The following is a 17,885-nucleotide window of genomic DNA, read 5'->3' as shown; positions in this document are numbered from 1 at the left end:
TATAGAGTTCCCACTCCATGCCCTCGAACACCCAGACGAGTCCCGTCTCGCGCTTCCTCGACAGCCACCTGCGCCGGGACGCGCAGGGGCGGGAGCTGTCCGTGGCCCGCTTCATGGCGGGGCTGTCCGGTGCCTCGGTGGTGGTGGCGGCGGCGCTGGGGCCGTCGCTGGGCTGGGGGCTGACGCAGGCGCTGATGGGGCTCTCCGCGGTGCTGTGCGCCTGGTACACGGTGCTGTGGCGGGTGCTGCGCTCGGGCGTGTTCCACCCGGCGGTGCCGTGGATCAACGTGGCAATCGAGGTGAGCATCCCCGCGGTGGTGCTGGCGTTCGACCTGCGCTACCAGGGGCCCATCTACGCGCTCACCGCGCCCACGCTCGTCATCTGGCCCACGCTGATTACGCTGGCCACGCTGCGCAGCAACCCGCGGCTGGCGCTGTCCGCCGGCCTGCTCGTCGCCGCGGAGTACCTGGGCATCTACTTCCTCTTCGTGCGCCCGCTGTTGCCGGACGAGACGCTCATCACCCTCACCCCGCGCTTCATCGCCACGCGCGCCTTCTTCTTCGTCGCCGCGGGTGTCTTCACCGCCATCCTCGCGCGCCACTTCCTCCAGCTCACCCGGGGCGCGCTGTCCGCCCTGCGCGAGCAGGAGGTCATGGGCAAGTACGTGCTGCACGAGCGCATTGGCGCGGGCGGCATGGCGGAGGTGTACCGCGCCACCTACTGCCCCGAGGGCGGCTTCCAGAAGGCGGTGGCCCTCAAGCGCATCCTCCCGGCCTTCACGGACAACGAGGAGTTCGTCACCCTCTTCCGCCACGAGGCGGAGCTGTGCTCCTCGCTCAACCACCCCAACATCGTCCAGGTGTTCGACCTGGGCCGCCACGGCGGCACCTACTTCCTCGCCATGGAGTTCGTGGACGGGCTGCCGCTGAGCAGCCTCGCCAGGGCGCTGGGGCGCAAGCCGCTGCCGCTGGCGGCGGCCACGTACGTCGCCGCGGAGCTGGCGTCCGCGCTGGACTACCTCCACCGGAAGACGGGCCCGGACGGCCAGCCGCTGAACCTGGTGCACCGGGACCTCAACCCGCCCAACGTGCTGGTGTCCCGCTTCGGCGACGTGAAGCTGTCCGACTTCGGCATCGCCCGGGGCGCGGCGCGCGCCCAGCTCACCATGGCCGGCAGCGTGCGCGGCAAGCTGGGGTACATGGCCCCGGAGCAGGCCATGGGCCGGCCCTTCGACGGGCGCGCGGACCTCTTCGCGCTCGGGCTCACCCTCTATGAGATGCTCACCGGACGGCGCGCGCTGCAGGCCGCCACGGATGAGCTGCTGCTGCGCGCCGCGGTGGACCAGCTGGTGGAGCCGCCCTCGCGCTTCAACCCGGAGGTGCCTCCGGCGCTGGACGCGGTGGTGATGCGCCTGCTGGAGAAGGACCCGGCGCGCCGCACCGCCACCGGCGCGGAGCTGCGCGCGCAGCTGCTCGCCCTGGAGGGCGCCGCGGCCCCCTTCCCCCGCGGGCAGGCGCTGATGGCGCAGGCGGCGCGCGACGCGCAGGACCAGGCGCGCCGCGCGGTGGCGGCGCAGGAGGAGGCGGACGACGTGCGCACCAGCCGCAGGCTCACCGCGCGGGCCTGAGGGCCGCCGTACCCGCGGGAAGCGGACGGGCGGGCGCAGCCTCCCGCCGGATGCGGAAGCCGCTGCGCCCCCGCGCCGTCCGCGCTATCAAGGCGCCGCCGATTCCCCACCAGGAGCCGCACCTTGGACGTCGCCGTCCTCACCTACTCCGGCCTGCCCCAGCTCGACGCGTTCGACGCCCCCCTCCTGCCCGCGCTGAAGGACCTGGGCCTGGACGCGCGCCCCGTCGTCTGGGACGACCCGGCCGTGGACTGGCGCACCGTGCGCGTGGCCGTGGTCCGCTACACCTGGGACGCGCACCTGCGGCGCGACGAGTTCGTCGCCTGGGCGGAGCGCGTGAGCCGCCTCACCCGCCTCTACAACCCGGCCGACGTCCTGCGCTGGAACACGCACAAGCTGTACCTGCGCGAGCTGGAGGCGAAGGGCGTCCCGGTGACGCCCACCGTCTGGGTGGAGCGCGGCGGCGGCCTGGACGTGGCGGAGCTGTCCCGCGAGCGCGGCTGGGACGCGGTGGTGCTCAAGCCCGCCGTGTCCGCGGGCGCGCTGAAGACGTACGTCTTCCCCCGCTCGGACGCGAGGGAGGCCACCGCCCGCGTCACCGAGCTGGCCGCCGAGTGCGAGGTCATGGTGCAGCCCTACCTCACCGCCTTCGAGACGGAGGGCGAGCGCAGCTACATCTCCTTCGACGGCGCCTTCAGCCACGCGGTGCACCGGCCTCCCACGCTGCTGAGCGCGCCGCGCGGCTTCTCCGAGCCGCGCGCCTTCACGCCCGACAACCCGGCGGAAGTGCGACTGGCCGAGTCCGTACTGGAGGCCATCGGCCGGCCCCTGCTCTACGCGCGCGTGGACGTGGCCACCGACAACGCCGGCCACCCGCGGCTCCAGGAGGTGGAGGTGACCGAGCCGCGCCTGTTCCTCTCGCTCGACGCGGGGGCACCGGGCCGGCTGGCCCGGGCCATCGCCGCGAAGCTGTGAGGCGTGGGCGGCCCTAGAGGCCGCACACCTTCGGGTCCGCGTTGCGGAAGGAGCACAGGAGCTTCGGCAGGCGCTTCTTCCAGTGGACCCAGTCGTGCGCGGCGCCCGTGTCGTTCCAGTGGGCCACGCCGTAGCCCCGGGCCTTGAGCGCCGCCACGAACTGGAGGCTGGACTGGCAGTCGTCGCCGCCCGGCTCGTCGTCGCGGGTGCAGCCCGTCGCGGGCGCGCCGTGGTCCACGTAGAAGCGCAGCGGCACCACCGGGCCCTGCTCCGCGCGGACAATCATCGCGTTGCCGTCATTCCGGTCCACCTGCCCGTCATGCGGCCAGAAGAGCGAGCCGGACTGGCAGCCGACGAAGCCGAAGCGCTCCGGCATCTGGAAGCCCGCGTAGACGGAGATGAGCCCGCCCAGCGACGCGCCGGCGATGCCCGTGTCCTGCGGCCCCGTCTTCACCCGGAAGGCCGCCTCCACGCGCGGCATCAGGTCATCGCGCAGGAAGCCCAGGTATTCGTCTCCGCGCGGCGTGGGCCAGTTCGGGTCCATCTTCGGGGGGAAGGTGTACTGCGCCAGGCGCACGTTCTGGTTGGGCAGCGCCACGAAGACGAGCACCGCCGAGTCGCCCGGGTGCGCCGCGTACCAGTCGTCCGCGGCCTGCGCGAAGGACTCGCGGGTGAGGCTCTCGTTGCCGTCGTGGAAGTACATGACGGGCAGCGACGGGCAGTCCGCTCCGTCGTACGCGGCGGGCGTGTAGACGAAGACGTCGCGCGCGTCGTCCAGCGCGGTGGCGTGCACGCCGTACCACGCGGTGAGCCGGCCCTTCGTCGCGTCCTGCAGGCCCGGGTACACCAGCGAGTTGAACTGCCCCACGTCACCGCGGTTGAGGCCGTCCCACACCACGTGGTGCGCGGCCGGGTCCTGGAAGTAGTTGCCGGCCTTCACCAGCTTGTACGGCTGGGGGCCGGTGCGGGGGATGTCCACCTCCGCCACGTACAGGTCCGTGTCCCGCACCTGCACCAGCGGCGTGGCGGTGGCGGACCACTCGTTGAAGGCGCCCGACACGAAGGTGTCCCGCCCGGCGTCGCCGCGCACGAAGAAGGCCACCCGGGGACGGATGGAGGCGGCGTCACTCACCAGCGGCGTGCCGCCCTGCTCGCCCACCGCCGCCACGAACCGGTCGATGGCCGCCACGCGCGCCTCGCCCGTCGTCGCGCGGCTCATCTCCAGCTGCAGCTCCGCCAGCAGGGACATGGGCGCGCCATGCACCACCGTGTCGCGCTGGCACGCCGAGGGCTCCTGGGGCCCGGCGTCCACCGTCCCGCCGTCGGGGAACGTCTGGGTGAAGGGCGGGGGCGGCGGAGTCCCGGAAGCCGGGGAGTCATCACAGGCGGCCCACAGGGCCGCGCACAGCACGACGGCGGACAGACGGCGCATCACGTTTCCAGGAGGCAGCGGGTTGCCTTGACGGAGGGGCGATCAGCAGGCGCCGCATGGGACCTGCGACAGCATGTGGGAGTGGATGTACTACAGGCCCCGGCTCCCGCGCGAGAGGCCCCCCGCCGCCCATTCGTGGACCCGTGGACAACCTGTTGCGCCTTGTGCCGCGCGCCGCCCTGAGGGAGGTTATGCAGTCCCTATGGCCCGCGCTCTGTTGCTCTCTCTCCTCGTGCGTCAGCACATGGCACTGAAGGAGAAGTTCCGTGCCAAGTACCCACACCCGTGGCTGGTGTGGGAGGCGGGCGCATGGAACGTCCCGGAGACGCTGGAAGGCAATGTGGCCGCCACGCGGCTGCCGCTGACGGACCTGCGCGACTGCCTGCCGGCCGGGGACGCCATGTGCTTCGAGCTGGTCGCCATGGCGGAGCGGGGCCCCATTGGCCTGGGGCGTGCCTCGCACAACGCCATGGTCGTCAACGACGCCACGGTGTCCCGCGAGCAGCTCGTCCTGGCCCCCACGCCGGACGGGCAGTGGCAGGTGACGCGCCTGCCCGGCTCGCGCCCCGTGTCCCTGGAGGGCGCGTCGCTGGAGCCGGAGCAGCCCGTCGTCCTGCAGCCGGGCCTCCAGCTCCAGGTGGGAGACGTGCGCCTCACCTTCCATGACGCGGAGGGCTTCAACGAGCGCATCGGCCGCATCGCCGCGCAGGTCATGGCGCAGGCCGCCGTCCCCCGCTGAGGGCCCGACATCCGGCCCCTCACCGGCGCCACGGGGACGCTCCATGCCGCCCGGCCCCGGGTGGGCCCGCCGAGGGCGCCTCGGGCTGCCCACCCGCGCGGGGGCCTACCGGAAGACGGCCCCGCGGCCCGACGACATGGGCCCTACCTGGGACGCCCCACGCTGCCCAGCGAGGTGGGGCGCGCATCCGGGCCGCTCGTCGCCAGGATGACGCCGGTGGTGACGAGCGCCGCCGCGGCGCCCGCCCCGGCCCACACCCACCACTTGCGCGTCCAGGGCGCGCCCACCTGGGCCTGGCCCTGCGGCCCGGGTCCGGTGAGCGACTGCGCGGTGCGCACCTCCAGCGCGCGCTGCTCGGCCTCCAGCTCCGCGCGGCGCCGGGCGGCGGCCTCCGCCTCGGCCTTCGCGGCCTCCGCGCGGGCGCTCTGCACCTGCTTGTCCTGCTCGGCGCGCTCGCGCTCCAGCCGCCGCGCCTCCTGCTCGCGGGCGCGGGCCTCCATCTCCTGCACCAGCTCGCGCACCACCGGCGCGGACGCCGCGTCCGGCACCAGCGACAGGTAGCGCCGGTAGAAGAAGGCCGCGCGGGAGAACTGGCCGAGCTGCCGGTGGCACTGGGCCATGTTGAAGAGGAAGCCCGGCAGCGGCTTGAGCCGGTACGCCTCGCCGAAGGACTTCAGCGCCTTGCCGAAGTCGCCCACGTCGTACGCGAGGTTGCCCTCCGCGAAGCGCGCGCGCGCCTGCTCCTCCACGGCGGGCGACACCTCGGCGGGCGACTCCGCCCACGCGGAGGAAGGAGCCCCCAGCAGCATCAGGCCCAGCAGGACCAGCGACGGCCCGCTACGGAGCGGCGAACGGGTCGATGACCGCATCGCGCACCCCTCCCTTCCGAGCCGCCGGCCGCGAGGAGCCCGGCGCCTGCCGGGGCGCCGTCTGGGCCTTGGCGAGGGGAATCTCCAGCAACGCATGCTGGTCCAGCCGCACCACCCGCTCCAGCGGGACGTACCCGGCCAGCTCCACCCGCAGGCCGATGGGCGCGTTGCTCCCGGGGAGCTGCTTGATGAGCGGCGTGACGCCCAGCACCTCGCCCGTGTCCGCGCGCAGCACCTGCGCCCCTTCCGGGAACGAGCGCACCGTGAGGGTGATGGGCCCTTGCGGCTCGCCGGTGGGCGTGTCCTCCGCCGCCACCATCGACGCGGCCCCCGCCATCAGCGGCGCGGGCTCGCGCGCGAGCCGGAGCCCGGACCAGGTGAGCATGCCGGACACCAGCGCCAGCACCGCCGCGCCAGAGGCCAGCGCCACGCGGGGAGGCAGCCGCCCCACCGCCGCGCGCATCCGCTGCGTGGGCCGCTCCGAGGGGTCCACCGCCTCGGCCGCGGCCGCCGCCTGCGCGGGCGTCGTGGGCAGCAGCAGCAGCGCCGTGGTCACCTCCGCCAGGCTCTGCGGCCGCGCCTCCGGCTCCTTGGCCAGGCAGCGCAGGACGAGCGCGGACAGCTGCGACGGCAGCGGCTCTCCGGAGGGCAGGTGCGTGGGCAGCGGCGGCGGCGACTGGGTGATGATTTGAACCACCAGCTGGCCGAAGGCCGGCGCCTGGAAGGGCGGACGCCCGGCGAGCAGCTCGTAGAGGATGTTGCCCACCGCGTAGACGTCCGCGCGCGGGTCCACCGGCAGGCCCGCGGCCTGCTCCGGGGCCATGTACGCGGGCGTGCCGATGATGGTGCCGTCCATCGTCCCCGTGGTGTTGCCCTCGGACGTGAGGAGCTTCGCCACGCCGAAGTCCAGCACCTTCACGAAGTCCGGCTGGCCCGCGCGGTGGATGATGAAGAGGTTGTCCGGCTTGATGTCCCGGTGCACCACCCCCACCTGGTGCGCCGCGCCCAGCGCCGCGCACACCTGCACGACGATGCGCTGGATGCGCGCCAGCGTCAGCTTCTCCTCGTGGAGCAGCGACGACAGGCTCTGCCCGCGCAGCAGCTCCATCACGCAGTAGACGTGCCCGCCCTCGCCCTCGTCCACGAAGTCGAAGATTTCGACGATGTGCTCGTGGTTGATTTGATTGACGGTGCGCGCCTCCTGGAAGAAGCGCTGCACGAAGCTGCTGTCCCGCGCGTGCTCGGCCTTGAGCACCTTGAGCGCCACCTGGCGCCCCAGCCGCGCATGGCGCGCCTGGAACACCTTGCCCATGGACCCCTCTCCGAGGAGTCGCTCGAGCTGGTAGTTCCCCAGCATGGAGCCTTCCCGCAGCTCCACGTCGGACCGGTTCACGACGCCAGCCACGGCGCCTCCGGCGGTAGACAGGACGGTCTGTGCGAAGAGGTCATCTGAGCCCATGATGGGAAGAACTTTCCATGATCGGGCCCAACGGCAACCCTCTCAGGCCACTCTGTCTTCCCAGGGACGGCGAACTTGTCGGGCTGTGAGAATTCACGATGCCACGCACTGAGCGTTTCCGGGGGAGCGCCGTCGGAGCAACACCTACCCTTCCCGCCGGGGCAGTTCGCCAGTCGCCAGACCGGGGCCGCAGCCCCCCGCCGGTGACTGACGGCTGGCCAACAGTGCGGGGGTGACGGGTTCACGACGCGGGGGCTCTGGAGTCGAAACGAGGTGGGAAGCGGGGTGCGCGGCGGGGACTCGGAAGAGGACCCCGCCGCGGGTCAGGCGATCACCCACACGTCCTGTTGGGCTGGCACGTGCCCGCCGTGCCATTGCTGCGCGTGCAGGCGGTGTTCTGCGGACAGTCCGCGCTGTCCGCACAGTCGATGCCGTTGTTGCCGTCGTTGTCGAGGCGGTCGTTGCAGATGGTCTCCTTCTTGTTGCCGGTGTCGCAGATGCAGCCGGCGCCGCACGACTGGTTGTCGCAGTCGGCGCGGTCCGCGCAGTCGGTGCCGTTGTTGCCGTCGTTGTCCCGGCCATCGCCGCAGCTCGTCTCCCTGCGGGTGCAGTTGGTCAGAACGCAGCCGACGCCGCACTCGCCGCTCACGCAGTTCTCGTCCGCATTGCCGGTGACGCAGTCCGTCTTCCCGTCGCCGTCGTCGTCCGCGTTGTTGGAGCAGTTGGTCTCCTGCACCGCGCCGCCGATGCACATCTGCGAGGGCACCTGGCCCGAGGGCTGGGAGATGATGGCGTAGTCGCAGTCCAGGCGGTCGGCGCAGTCGGCGCCCTCGGAGCCATCGTTGTCGCGGGTGTCGCGGCAGTTGGTCTCCGCGCACCGGGGCGCCGTGGCGGAATACACGCACGCCGTGTTCGACTCGCCGGCCACGCACACCTTGGTGTTGCAGTCCGAATCCGCGCAGTCGATTTCCGGGTCACCGTCATTGCTGATGCCGTCGGTGCAGTCCGTCTCCGTCCGCTTGCCGCCGCCGCACGTGCAGCCCTGGCCGCAGGGCTCGCCGGTGCAGGACGCGGTGTCCGCGCAGTCGATGCCGTTCCTGGCGTCGTCGTCCACGCCGTTGGCGCAGTCACCCTCGACGCACGCGTTGACCTGGCAGATCTGCCCGTCGCCGCACGCCTGCCGGTCGCAGTCCGAGTCCAGGCAGTTGGCGGAGCCGTCGCCGTCATCGTCGATGGGAGCGCTCTGGGCCGTCTGATTGCCGCACTCCGTCTCCTCCTTGCGGCCATTCACGCACGCGCAGCCCGTGCCGCAGGCCTTGTTGTCGCAGTCGTCGCGGTCCGCGCAGTCGGTGAGCCCGTCGTTGTCCTCGTCGCCACCGGCGCCGCAGTTGGCCTCCGTCCTCCGGCCGTTGCGGCACACGCAGCCCTCGCCGCACGCCTGGTTGTCGCAGTCGTCGCGGTCCGCGCAGTCGGCCGGGCCGTCGTTGTTGTCGTCCACGCCGTTGCCGCAGTCCAGCTCGCCGCGCCGGACGCACTCACCATTCACGCAGTTCTGCAGGAAGGTGCAGGCCACGTCGCAGCGGCCGCAGTAGCCCGGGTCGGACTGGAGGTCGAAGTCCTCGTCGACGCTGTTGTCGCAGTCGTCGTCCTTGCCGTTGCACTCCTCGTTGACCGGGAGCACCTGGTTGACGCAGATGATGGCGCCGTTGCGGTCACACGCCGACAGGCCCGGGCGGCACGTGCCATGGCCGCTGGTCCCTTCGGGGCCCGTGTAGCAGGACGTGTCCAGCTCATCGACGGCGCCGTCGCAGTCGTCGTCCACGTTGTTGCAGCGCTCGGCCTCTTCCGGGAGGCAGCAGTACTTCGGCCCGTCGTTGGGCAGCGCCGTGCACAGGTAGCCGTCGCCGCCACAGTCCGCGTCCGCGTCGCAGGTGTAGGGCACGTCGTTGGGGAACTCCACCTTGCAGCCCGCCGCGCCGGACAGGAGCAGCAGGGCGCAGAGCGAGCGCAGCCAGGGATTGAAGGTCTTCATAAGAGGCTCAGAAGCTCCCGCCGACGACGAGGTGGAGCGCCGTGGAGGACGCGGCATCGCCGCGCCCGCCCGGCTCCAGCGAGGAAGAAGGGGTACTGCGCGCGGGCACCACCACCAGCCACACCACGCTGCCGGCGGCCACCACGCCGCCTCCGGCGATGAGCGCCGTGGCGAGGTTGGCCTGCGACTGCGCGTCCAGCCGCTCCTTGCGGCTCACGTCGAAGATGCCGTCCCCGTCCGCGTCGCCCGCGCGGGCCTCCACGTCCTTGGCGCTCTTGCCCATCACCATGCCCACGCCCACCGCCGCCAGGCCCACCAGCGCGGTGTAGAGCGCCGGCCGCTTGAAGATGGAAGCGCCGCCGCCGCCGCGGCCCGACGCCCTCGCCACCGCGTCGTCGCCGGGGCCTTCCGGTGCCGGGCCCGAGATTTCCAGCCGCACCTCCACCGCCTCGCGCGCGCCGGGCTTGAGGTTCAGCGTCCGGGTGAAGGTGCTGTACTCGTCCGCGGACACCTCGAGCTGCGCGGTGCCCGGGGGCAGGCGCGCCTCCACGCTGCCCACGCCGAGGATGCGCTCGCCCACCTTCACCACCGCCGTGGACACGTTGACGCTCACCTTCAGCACCGCGCGCGGCCGGGCCAGGGCCATCATCCGGTTGGACAGCTTGGTGGTGGCCTCCTTCTGGAAGGCGGCGTCCTTCGGGTTGCGCCCCGTCACCACGTCCTCGTGCACCACGCGCCGGTCCCGGTCATACGTCCACGCCCGCAGCGTCCAGCCCGCGTCCTCCAGGGACAGCCGCGCGGTGGTGAGCAGGTCCGCGTCCAGCGACTCGGCCGGCTCCGCCAGGCACGAGGCCTCCGCGCAGCGCACCGCCGCGTCATAGCCATCCGCCAGCCGCTCGCGCGCCTCCTGGAGGTTGGCCCCCAGCGTCACCATCCCGGAGGACATGGCCCCGCGCGCCAGCGCCCTCAGCCAGACGGCCGACTGCTGCGCGCCGGCCCGCTCGGGCGTGTCCAGCCCCAGCAGCACGAAGCGCGGCATCAGCTCCGTCTTCGGGTCGTCCGCCCGCAGGTCCAGCCCCATGTCGCCCGGCTGTTCCTGCGTCGTGGTGTCGCTGCTGAGGTCCAGGCCCAGCCCGCCCTGCTCCTGGGCCCACGCGGGGTGGACCCACAGCGCGAGCGCCAGCAGGGCGACAGAGGAGGCGGCGGGAATACGCATACTGAACGTTCTACCCTGTCACCCCCCCACAACGGAATGATCCTGGTCCGTGCACCCCTTCCGTGAAGGCAACCCCGTCAGGCAAGGGTGGGACATGGCCGCCTGCCCTGCGCACGACGGGGGCTCGGCTCGGTGACGGAAGCTTGCCGGGGGCCACGCCGGTCCTCATCTCCCTTCCTAAAGGAGAGAAACGACATGGCGGATGGAACGCTCTGGATTCTCGTGGGGAACGCGAGCCGTGCACGGCTCTTCGCGACGGACGCGAAGGCGCAGGGGGACTGGCGACTGGTGGAGGAGTTCCAGCACGAAGAGAGCCGCGCCAAGGCCTTCGAGCTGCTCAATCAGCCGGACAACCCGAATGCAGGCACGCTCCACGGCCCGCCCCCGGAGAACGAGCCCAACGGGCGCAAGGAGCTGGAGCATGACCGCTTCGCCCGCGAGTTGTCCGACTTCCTGGACAAGGGGCATGATCGCCAGGCCTTCGACAAACTCGTCATCGCAGCGCCTCCTGAATTCCTGGGACGCGTGCGGCGCTTGCTGAGCTCGCGGGTAAAGCAGCGCGTCTTGCTGGACGTGGACGCGGACTACTCCAACGTGCCAGCCAGGGACTTGCCCGACCGGGTGCCCGTCCTCTAGGCAAGGGAGCGCGGAAGGCCCCCGCGCGCGCGGGGCTCTGGTATAGGGCGGGGGCCACCTCCTCGGGGGGCCCCCGTCCTCCGAGCCCCGAGCCACATGTCCCTTCGCTTCCTGGGTGCCCTCTCGCTTCGCGGGCGCCTGACCCTGTACGTCGCCCTCCTGTCCGTCGTTCCGCTGCTGACGCTCAACTGGCTCCAGACGCGCAACGCGCGTCGGATGATGGAAGAGCAGATTCACGCGTCGCTGCTGCGGGAAGCCGAGGGCGTGAAGGACCTGATGGAGGCGACGCTCGCCGAGCGCGAGTCGAGCCTGCGCAACTGGGCGGAGGACTCGGACGTGCGCTCCGCGCTGCGCACCGGCAACACCCAGTCCGCGGACGTGCTGCTGACGCTGCTCCAGCGCCGCTACCTCACCCTCAACGGCATCGTCCTCTTCAACGACGAGGGCCACGCGGTGTCCGCCAGCATGCCGGCGCTGCGCGACGCGTACGCGGCCGACCCGGAGCTGGTGCGCACGAGCGCCTGGTTCCGCGAGGCCCAGCAGGGCCGCACCACCGCGGAGGGCGTCACCACGGAGGACCCCGTCCTCGGCGTGCGCGTGCTGTCGCTGGCGGCGCCCGTGGTCGACCCCGCGTCGGACCGCCGCATGGGCGTGCTGATGGCCGCCTTCGACTGGGCCCAGGTGGACGAGCTGGTGCGCCCCTCGCTGGTCCGCGCCAGCCAGCGCAACCTCGAGAGCTTCGCCCTGGTGCTGCGGCGTCCGGACGGCGCGGTGCTCTACGACTCGCGCGGCGCGGCGGGCGGCACGGACGCGGAGCTGCTGGCGGTGTCGGCCGTCAACGGCACGGATGTGAAGGACGCGGGCGACGGCTGGCGCTTCGAGGCGCTGGTGTCCCCGGACGAGGCCTATGCGCCGGTGAGCCAGGCGCGCACGGTGGCGATGCTGCTGGCCGCCGGCTTCCTGGCGCTGGGCGTGGCGGGCGCGTGGCTGCTCGCGCGCGGCATCACCCGGCCGGTGCTGGCCCTGCGCGAGGCGGTGACGCGCATCGTCCGCGAGGGTGACCTCACCCAGGCCCTCGACGTGAAGGCGGGCGACGACGAGGTGGGCGAGCTGGCGGATGCCTTCGGCCAGCTGGTGAAGCAGCTGCGCGACACGGCGCACAGCCTGCACCGCGGCACCCGCGTGCTCAGCGACACCGTGGCCGAGCTGCAGAGCGCCGCCGCCCAGCAGGAGCGCAACGTGGCGCGCCAGGCCTCCGCCCTGCAGGAAACGCAGGTGACGGCGCAGGAAATCAAGCAGACGTCGCTGCTCGCCGCGGAGAAGGCGGACGCGGTGCTGACGAGGGCCGTGCGCGCGCAGGAGGCGGGCCAGGAGGGCGAGGAGGACATCCGCGACAGCCTCGGCGGCTTCCAGTCCCTGCTGGACCAGTCCCGGCAGATGACCGAGCGCATCTCCCAGCTCAACGAGCGCACGCGGCAGATTGGCGGCATCACCCAGACGGTGAAGGACCTGGCGGACCAGTCCAACATGCTGGCGCTCAACGCGGCCATCGAAGCGGCGCGCTCGGGCGAGCACGGCAAGGGCTTTGGCGTGGTGGCGCGCGAAATCCGCAGCCTGGCGGACCAGTCCATCGACTCCACGGTGCGGGTGCGCGACATCCTCAACGAGCTGGGCAGCGCCATCCTCTCCACCGCGAAGATGACGGAGGCGGGCCACTCGCGCGTGGAGGCGGGGCTGGAGCAGGTGCGCAGCAGCGGGGACAGGCTGAAGGAGCTGGCCACCATCATCCAGGACAACGCGTCCGCGGTGAGGCAGATTGCCGGTGCGGTGGCCCAGCAGAACGCGGGCATCGCTCAAATCTTCGGCGCGGTGACGGACCTGTCCTCGATGATGAACGACACCCAGCAGGGCCTGGTGGCCACCACCAAGGCGGCGGCGCTCCTGCGAGAGGTGTCCGAGCAGATGCAGGCCGTGGCACGCGCCTACCGAATCTGACTTCCGAGGAGGCTGCATGGCGGCGGTGAAGGCGGTGCTGTTGGACCTGGGCAACGTCCTCGTCTTCCATGACAACGCGTTGCTCTTCGCGCGGCTGGCGGCGCGCGCGGGGCTCACCGGTCCGGAGGTGGGCCTGCGGCTCACCGGCGCGGGCTGGACGGCCGCCAACCGGGGCCTGCTGGACGCCGAGGGCATCCGCCAGGACGTGTGCCGCGCGCTGGGCGTGGACCTGCCCATGGCGGAGTTCGCGCCGCTCTGGAGCAGCCACTTCACCCTGCACGCCGCGGTGCTGCCGCGCGTGGAGGGGCTGGTGGGGCGGGTGAAGCTGGGGCTCGTCTCCAATACCAACGCGCTCCATGCCGCGTACCTGAAGCCCCTGCTGCCGCTGCTGAAGCGCTTCGACAGCGTGGTGATGAGCTGCGAGGTGGGCCACGTGAAGCCGGAGCCGGAAATCTACCGGCTGGCGCTGGAGGGCGTGGGCTGCGCCCCGCACGAGGCCGCCTTCTTCGACGACCTCCAGGAGTTCGTGGACGCGTCCAACGCGCTCGGCCTGCGCGGCCACCTCTTCACCACCGCGGACGCGTTCGACGCGCAGCTGATGGGGCTGGGGCTGTGAGGCTCGGCGGCTACGTCCTGCACCGCGACAACCGCGACACGCTGAAGCCGTGCCTGCGGGGGCTCCTGGCCCTCTGCGACGAGGTGGTGGCGCTGGACTCCGGGGCCACGGACGGCTCGGCGGAGCTGGCGCGCTCGCTGGGGGCGCGCTCGGTGCCGCACGCGTGGCGAGGCTACGGGGCGGCGCGCGACGCGGCCGTGGCGGCGCTGGGGCCGTGTGACTACGTCTTCTTCCTGGACTCGGACGAGTCGCTGTCGGCGGAGGCGGTGGAGACGCTGCGCGCGTGGAAGGCGTCCTCGCCCGGCGAGGCGGTGTACCGGCTGCCCCGGCGGGACTGGGCGGAGCTGGACGGGCACCGCTTCCTCTTCCGCACCCAGTGGCGCGCGCGCCTGGTGCGGCGGGAGCGGGCGATGTGGCGGGCGGAGCAGATTGTCCACGAGGCGCTGCCGAAGATGCCGGGCGGCCGGGTGCACGCGCCGATTGAGCACCGCTTCGCGACGTCGGTGGCGCGACGCTCGGCGAAGGAGGAGCGCTACGCGTTGCTCTGGGCCCTGCGTGCGCACGCCGAGCACCGGCGACTCAAGCCCGTGGGCGTGCAGCGGGTGGCGGCCTGGGTGCGCGACTGCGTGCTCAAGGGCGCGCTGTGGCGCGGCGGCACGGACGCGTCCCGCCTGGCGTGGGCCGTGGCGGGCTACCACGCCGCGAAGTACGCGTACCTCCGCGAGCTGCGCCAGGGCCGCTACCCGGAGCTGGCGCGCGCCTATGCGGAGGGCCGCTACGACGAGCTCTTCACGCGCGTGCGAGAAGGCGCGCTCGGCTGAGGCCGGGCCTCGCGCGAGACACCGCCGCGACGTGCTCAGCCGGGGCGCGTCCGCCGCGGCGTCAGTCGTACTTCGCCACCGGCTTGTCGTGCTGCGCCGCCTCGCTCCACTTCTGGAAGGACGGCAGGGCGAGCACCGCGTCGCGGTACGCGGCGCCCACCGCGTCCAGCGTCACGTCATACGTCACGAAGCGGGTGACGACAGGCGCGTAGAAGGCGTCTGCAATCGAGAACCGGCCGAAGAGGAAGGGGCCGCCCTGGCCGAAGCGGGAGCGGCACTCGTTCCAGATGGCCTGGATGCGCGTGATGTCCTCCGCCACGCCGGGCGCGCGGCCCTGGCCGGGCTTCCGGGCGCGGATGTTCATGTTCATGTGCTGCCGCAGCGCCGCGAAGCCCGAGTGCATCTCCGCCGTCACGGAGCGCGCCACCGCGCGGGCCGCCCTGTCCTCGGGCCACAGGCGCGCCTCGGGGAAGGTCTCCGCGAGGTACTCGCAGATGGCCAGCGAGTCCCAGATGGACAGCTCGCCGTGCTTCAGGAGCGGCACGCGCCCGCTGGGCGAGTGCTGGAGGATGTTCCGCGTGGAGTCCGGCTCCCCGAGATGAATCACCACCTCCTGGAACGGCTGACCGGTGTGGGCCAGCGCCAGGTAGGGGCGGAGGGACCAGGAGGAGTAGTTCTTCGTACCGACGACGAGCGTGAGCGGGGCGTGGGACTGGGACATGGCGGCACCCTAACGCCGTCCGGCCCCGCGCGCGCGGGCTTCAGTTCGCCGGCCCCCTGCGGCCCAGGAACGAGCGCATCCGTGTCAGCAGCGTCACCCGGTTGCGGCGCTCGGGCGGGTCGATGCGGTAGACGGCCACCGGCAGGCGGATGTTCTTCATCTCCCCGCGTCCCAGCCGCACCGGCGGCCTGGGCAGCCGGCCCTCCACCTGCCGCGCCACCGTCTCGCTGACGTAGAGCGTGCCGGGCCGGGCCAGCGCTTCGATGCGGGCCGCCAGGTTGACGCCCTCGCCGAACACGTCGCCGTCGCGGTGCACCACCATGCCCAGGTGCACGCCCACGCGCAGCACCATGCGGCGCTCGGCCCCGACACCGCCGTTGCGCGCCGCCAGCGTGCGCTGCAATTCCAGGCCGAAGTCCACCGCGGCCAGCCCGCCCTCGAACTCCAGCAGGAAGCCGTCCTCCAGCCGCTTCACCTCGCGGCCGCCGTGGCGAGGCAGCAGCTCGCGCACCAGCGACGCGTGCTCGTCACGCCAGAGTTGTTGGAGCGCGTCGTCGCGCCACGAGTCCCGCCCCGGGCCTTCGATGCCCGTGAACAGGATCGCAGAAAGCTTCCTGGGTTCCGGTGCCTCCATCACCATCGCTCAGCTCCCCTCCCCCCGGCACAGACAGTGGACGACGTTACTTCACGACGGGGTCCCCGGTCCCAGCCGGGCCCCCCGTCCCGGCTGGGACCGGGCCCCGGACGACCCTTCGCCACCGGGAGCGCGGCCGTACGACGGGCGCAGCCCCACCACCCCCGCAAACCCCGGCCCCGGAGGCGCCAGGGGAGGTTGGCCCCCCGGCGTCGGCTCCAGGCTGGACTGCGAGGTGGTGGACATTGCGTAAACCATCCTATTCACTCCCATCAGGATAGGTCATCACTGACGCAATGCACCAACCTCCCGAGCAGTTCGCGCGTGGGCTGTCCACGGGCGGACTCGGGAGGTCGGGTGAGGTCGGAGTCAGGACAGAGCGAAGGTCGGCTACAGGTCGTCGCAGGGCGTGCCCAGGCGCGCGCCGGTGTAGACGCCCAGCTCGTTGTAGATGAGCAGGCGGTTGTCCTCCACGGGCACGGGGCGCAGCTCCCTGCGCTTCTTCTTCACAACCCAGAACGAGGGCTGCTCGCGGTCCAGCACGAGCTGCAAGTCCCCGCCCTTCGTGGAGAAGATTTCCCCCTTCGAGTCCTCGACGACGTTGAGCATCTGCTGCGGCTTGAGCCGGCCGCGCGGGCCGATGGAGACGCGGTAGCCCTTCAGGCCGGACGTGGGCGTGCTCTTCTCCACGAGGTAGTAGGCGCCCTTCGCGTCCCGCAGCAGGGCATGCGGCGCGTACTTCTGCGGGCTCGGCTCGTAGGTGGCCTTGAGCAGCAGCTCGCGGGCCTGGGCGGGCTCCACCAGCGTGAAGGGCGTGGTGCGCCGGCCGCAGGTGACGGCACACGTCTTCGCCTTCGGGTCCACCTCGACGCGCGAGTAGGGCCGCAGGTCGAGGCCGCTGTCGTTCACGTTGCTGTTGGCCTCGGGGTTCTCGAAGCGCGGGTCCAGGAATGAGCCCGTGGGAATCCAGAGGCTGTTGGGCGCCAGCGGCATCTCATGGAAGCGCTTCCCGTCCCCGTAGAAGAGCTGGACGTGGGACTTGCCCGGGAAGGGCGTGGACGCGACGTAGTGGCCGCTGCCGTCGGTGCACAGCGAGGTGCGCTCGAGGGCCATGCGCTGGCCCAGGTTCTTCCCCGGGCCCCAGGGCGGCTCGAGGGCCGGGGACACACCGGAGGAGAGGAGGACCGCCAGGGCGAGGACTCGTGAGGGTGACATGCGCGGGCTCCCGCCTAGAGGGTGTCCATGAAGTACTGGGTAATCTGCTCGGCGCCCATGCTGTCCGCGCCGGGGGCGATGCTCCACTGCACGGTGTCCGCCTCGATGCGGCCGGAGAAGCGCTCACCGGCGCGGCAGTCCACGCGCTTCACCTTCGCCTGCACGGTGCGCCGCGCCTCCTCCGACTCGTCGCACAGCGACTTGAGCGCCTCGAGCGGCCTGGCGCAGTAGCCGCCGATGGCCTCTCCGTCATCGAGCAGCTTCTGGGGAATGGCGTCCCAGGTGATGGCCGCCGTCACCGAGGAGCCGCATGACGTGTTCAGGGCCTTCAGCGCCTCGGCGAGCTGCCGGTCATGGTCCCTGGACCAGAAGGCCTTGTCGAAGGCCTCGCCCCTGGCGAGCGTGCCGTCCGAGAACTGGCGCAGGTACAGCTCCTGGACGTCCTCGGAGCTCAGCGCGGCGGTGCGCTCGGCGTCGGGCTTCACGTGGATGACGCCGTCCTTCAGGACGCTCGAAATCATGAAGTCGCCGGTCTTCCTCCGGAAGCTCTTCCGCTCCTGGAAGAGGCGCATGTTCCGGCCGCGCCAGCGCGCCCAGAACTCCGTCCCGTCCTCGGTGGCGGTGTGGAGGAGCACCTTCCCGTCATGGTCATCACCGGGGACCTGGAACTGGATGAGGTACTTGCGCTCCTCGAGGGGCAGCAGCGGGACGACGCTCACCGACTCGCCGCTCGGGGCCGAGTAGACGGTGCCCTTCGCCACCGGATGGGTGCCCGGGCCGGTGGGACGGACGCCGCGGGCACAGCCGAGCGCGACGGTGAAGACGACACTCATGGCCAGCAGGTTTCTCAAGGCAGCTCACCTCGGGGTGGAAGCTCGGCGCGGGCCCGACGCGCGG

The 17,885-nt window shown here is 72.1% G+C and carries 16 protein-coding genes; 7 read left to right on the top strand and 9 right to left on the bottom strand.

The annotated features are described in order from the left end of the window. Positions 1 to 17 precede the first annotated feature (17 nt). Both ACX9TP_RS05830 and ACX9TP_RS05825 read left to right on the top strand, forming a co-directional pair. Positions 18 to 1,628 (top strand): serine/threonine-protein kinase, encoded by a 1,611-nt coding sequence (locus ACX9TP_RS05830; RefSeq protein WP_482978722.1) that lies wholly within the window; start codon positions 18 to 20, stop codon positions 1,626 to 1,628. 123 nt (positions 1,629 to 1,751) lie between these two features. After that, a complete protein-coding gene (locus ACX9TP_RS05825; protein WP_482978721.1) occupies positions 1,752 to 2,603 on the top strand; it encodes an ATP-grasp domain-containing protein in 852 nt (283 codons plus the stop codon). Between the two features lie 13 nt (positions 2,604 to 2,616). Here ACX9TP_RS05825 and ACX9TP_RS05820 read toward each other — a convergent pair whose 3' ends face one another. Next, the gene (locus tag ACX9TP_RS05820; RefSeq protein ID WP_482978720.1) at positions 2,617 to 4,035 is read right to left on the bottom strand and encodes an alpha/beta hydrolase; all 1,419 of its coding nucleotides are present in this window, start codon (positions 4,033 to 4,035) and stop codon (positions 2,617 to 2,619) included. Positions 4,036 to 4,279: 244 nt separating this feature from the next. Here ACX9TP_RS05820 and ACX9TP_RS05815 point away from each other — a divergent pair, with 244 nt between their 5' ends. Beyond that, entirely contained in the window at positions 4,280 to 4,774 is a 495-nt protein-coding gene (locus ACX9TP_RS05815) for an FHA domain-containing protein (protein WP_482978719.1), read from the top strand. Positions 4,775 to 4,917: 143 nt separating this feature from the next. On the opposite strand, the gene ACX9TP_RS05810 is transcribed toward ACX9TP_RS05815, so the two are convergent. From ACX9TP_RS05810 to ACX9TP_RS05795, 4 genes are all read right to left on the bottom strand, one after another. Beyond that, positions 4,918 to 5,643 (bottom strand): tetratricopeptide repeat protein, encoded by a 726-nt coding sequence (locus tag ACX9TP_RS05810; protein WP_482978718.1) that lies wholly within the window; start codon positions 5,641 to 5,643, stop codon positions 4,918 to 4,920. Next, entirely contained in the window at positions 5,612 to 7,102 is a 1,491-nt protein-coding gene (locus ACX9TP_RS05805; protein ID WP_482978717.1) for a serine/threonine-protein kinase, read from the bottom strand. Before ACX9TP_RS05805 ends, ACX9TP_RS05810 begins: the two co-directional genes overlap by 32 nt. 331 nt (positions 7,103 to 7,433) lie before the next feature. Further along, entirely contained in the window at positions 7,434 to 9,134 is a 1,701-nt protein-coding gene (locus ACX9TP_RS05800) for a hypothetical protein (RefSeq protein ID WP_482978716.1), read from the bottom strand. Positions 9,135 to 9,141: 7 nt separating this feature from the next. Continuing rightward, the gene (locus ACX9TP_RS05795) at positions 9,142 to 10,350 is read right to left on the bottom strand and encodes a hypothetical protein (protein WP_482978715.1); all 1,209 of its coding nucleotides are present in this window, start codon (positions 10,348 to 10,350) and stop codon (positions 9,142 to 9,144) included. Between the two features lie 195 nt (positions 10,351 to 10,545). Here ACX9TP_RS05795 and ACX9TP_RS05790 point away from each other — a divergent pair, with 195 nt between their 5' ends. The 4 genes from ACX9TP_RS05790 (at position 10,546) to ACX9TP_RS05775 (ending at position 14,418) form a co-directional block, all read left to right on the top strand. After that, the gene (locus tag ACX9TP_RS05790) at positions 10,546 to 10,986 is read left to right on the top strand and encodes a host attachment protein (RefSeq protein ID WP_482978714.1); all 441 of its coding nucleotides are present in this window, start codon (positions 10,546 to 10,548) and stop codon (positions 10,984 to 10,986) included. Positions 10,987 to 11,082: 96 nt separating this feature from the next. After that, the gene (locus tag ACX9TP_RS05785) at positions 11,083 to 12,981 is read left to right on the top strand and encodes a methyl-accepting chemotaxis protein (protein ID WP_482978713.1); all 1,899 of its coding nucleotides are present in this window, start codon (positions 11,083 to 11,085) and stop codon (positions 12,979 to 12,981) included. Between the two features lie 16 nt (positions 12,982 to 12,997). After that, positions 12,998 to 13,597: an HAD-IA family hydrolase gene (locus ACX9TP_RS05780; RefSeq protein WP_482978712.1), complete on the top strand. Its 600-nt coding sequence runs from the start codon at positions 12,998 to 13,000 to the stop codon at positions 13,595 to 13,597. After that, positions 13,594 to 14,418 carry a glycosyltransferase gene (locus ACX9TP_RS05775; protein ID WP_482978711.1) on the top strand — a complete coding sequence of 275 codons (825 nt, stop codon included), beginning with the start codon at positions 13,594 to 13,596 and terminating at the stop codon, positions 14,416 to 14,418. The genes ACX9TP_RS05780 and ACX9TP_RS05775 overlap by 4 nt, the downstream gene beginning before the upstream one ends. Before the next feature lie 61 nt (positions 14,419 to 14,479). On the opposite strand, the gene ACX9TP_RS05770 is transcribed toward ACX9TP_RS05775, so the two are convergent. From ACX9TP_RS05770 to ACX9TP_RS05755, 4 genes are all read right to left on the bottom strand, one after another. Next, a complete protein-coding gene (locus tag ACX9TP_RS05770; protein WP_482978710.1) occupies positions 14,480 to 15,139 on the bottom strand; it encodes a glutathione S-transferase family protein in 660 nt (219 codons plus the stop codon). 40 nt (positions 15,140 to 15,179) lie between these two features. Further along, positions 15,180 to 15,779 (bottom strand): adenylate/guanylate cyclase domain-containing protein, encoded by a 600-nt coding sequence (locus ACX9TP_RS05765; protein ID WP_482978709.1) that lies wholly within the window; start codon positions 15,777 to 15,779, stop codon positions 15,180 to 15,182. 384 nt (positions 15,780 to 16,163) lie between these two features. Continuing rightward, positions 16,164 to 16,988 carry a hypothetical protein gene (locus ACX9TP_RS05760; RefSeq protein WP_482978708.1) on the bottom strand — a complete coding sequence of 275 codons (825 nt, stop codon included), beginning with the start codon at positions 16,986 to 16,988 and terminating at the stop codon, positions 16,164 to 16,166. A gap of 14 nt (positions 16,989 to 17,002) precedes the next feature. Further along, entirely contained in the window at positions 17,003 to 17,839 is an 837-nt protein-coding gene (locus ACX9TP_RS05755) for a hypothetical protein (RefSeq protein ID WP_482978707.1), read from the bottom strand. Positions 17,840 to 17,885 lie beyond the last annotated feature (46 nt).

The sequence above is a fragment of the Pyxidicoccus sp. M15 genome (genome assembly GCF_056858435.1).
Note: the sequence above shows the minus strand (reverse complement) of the source record. Positions and strands in the feature narration are given on the sequence as shown.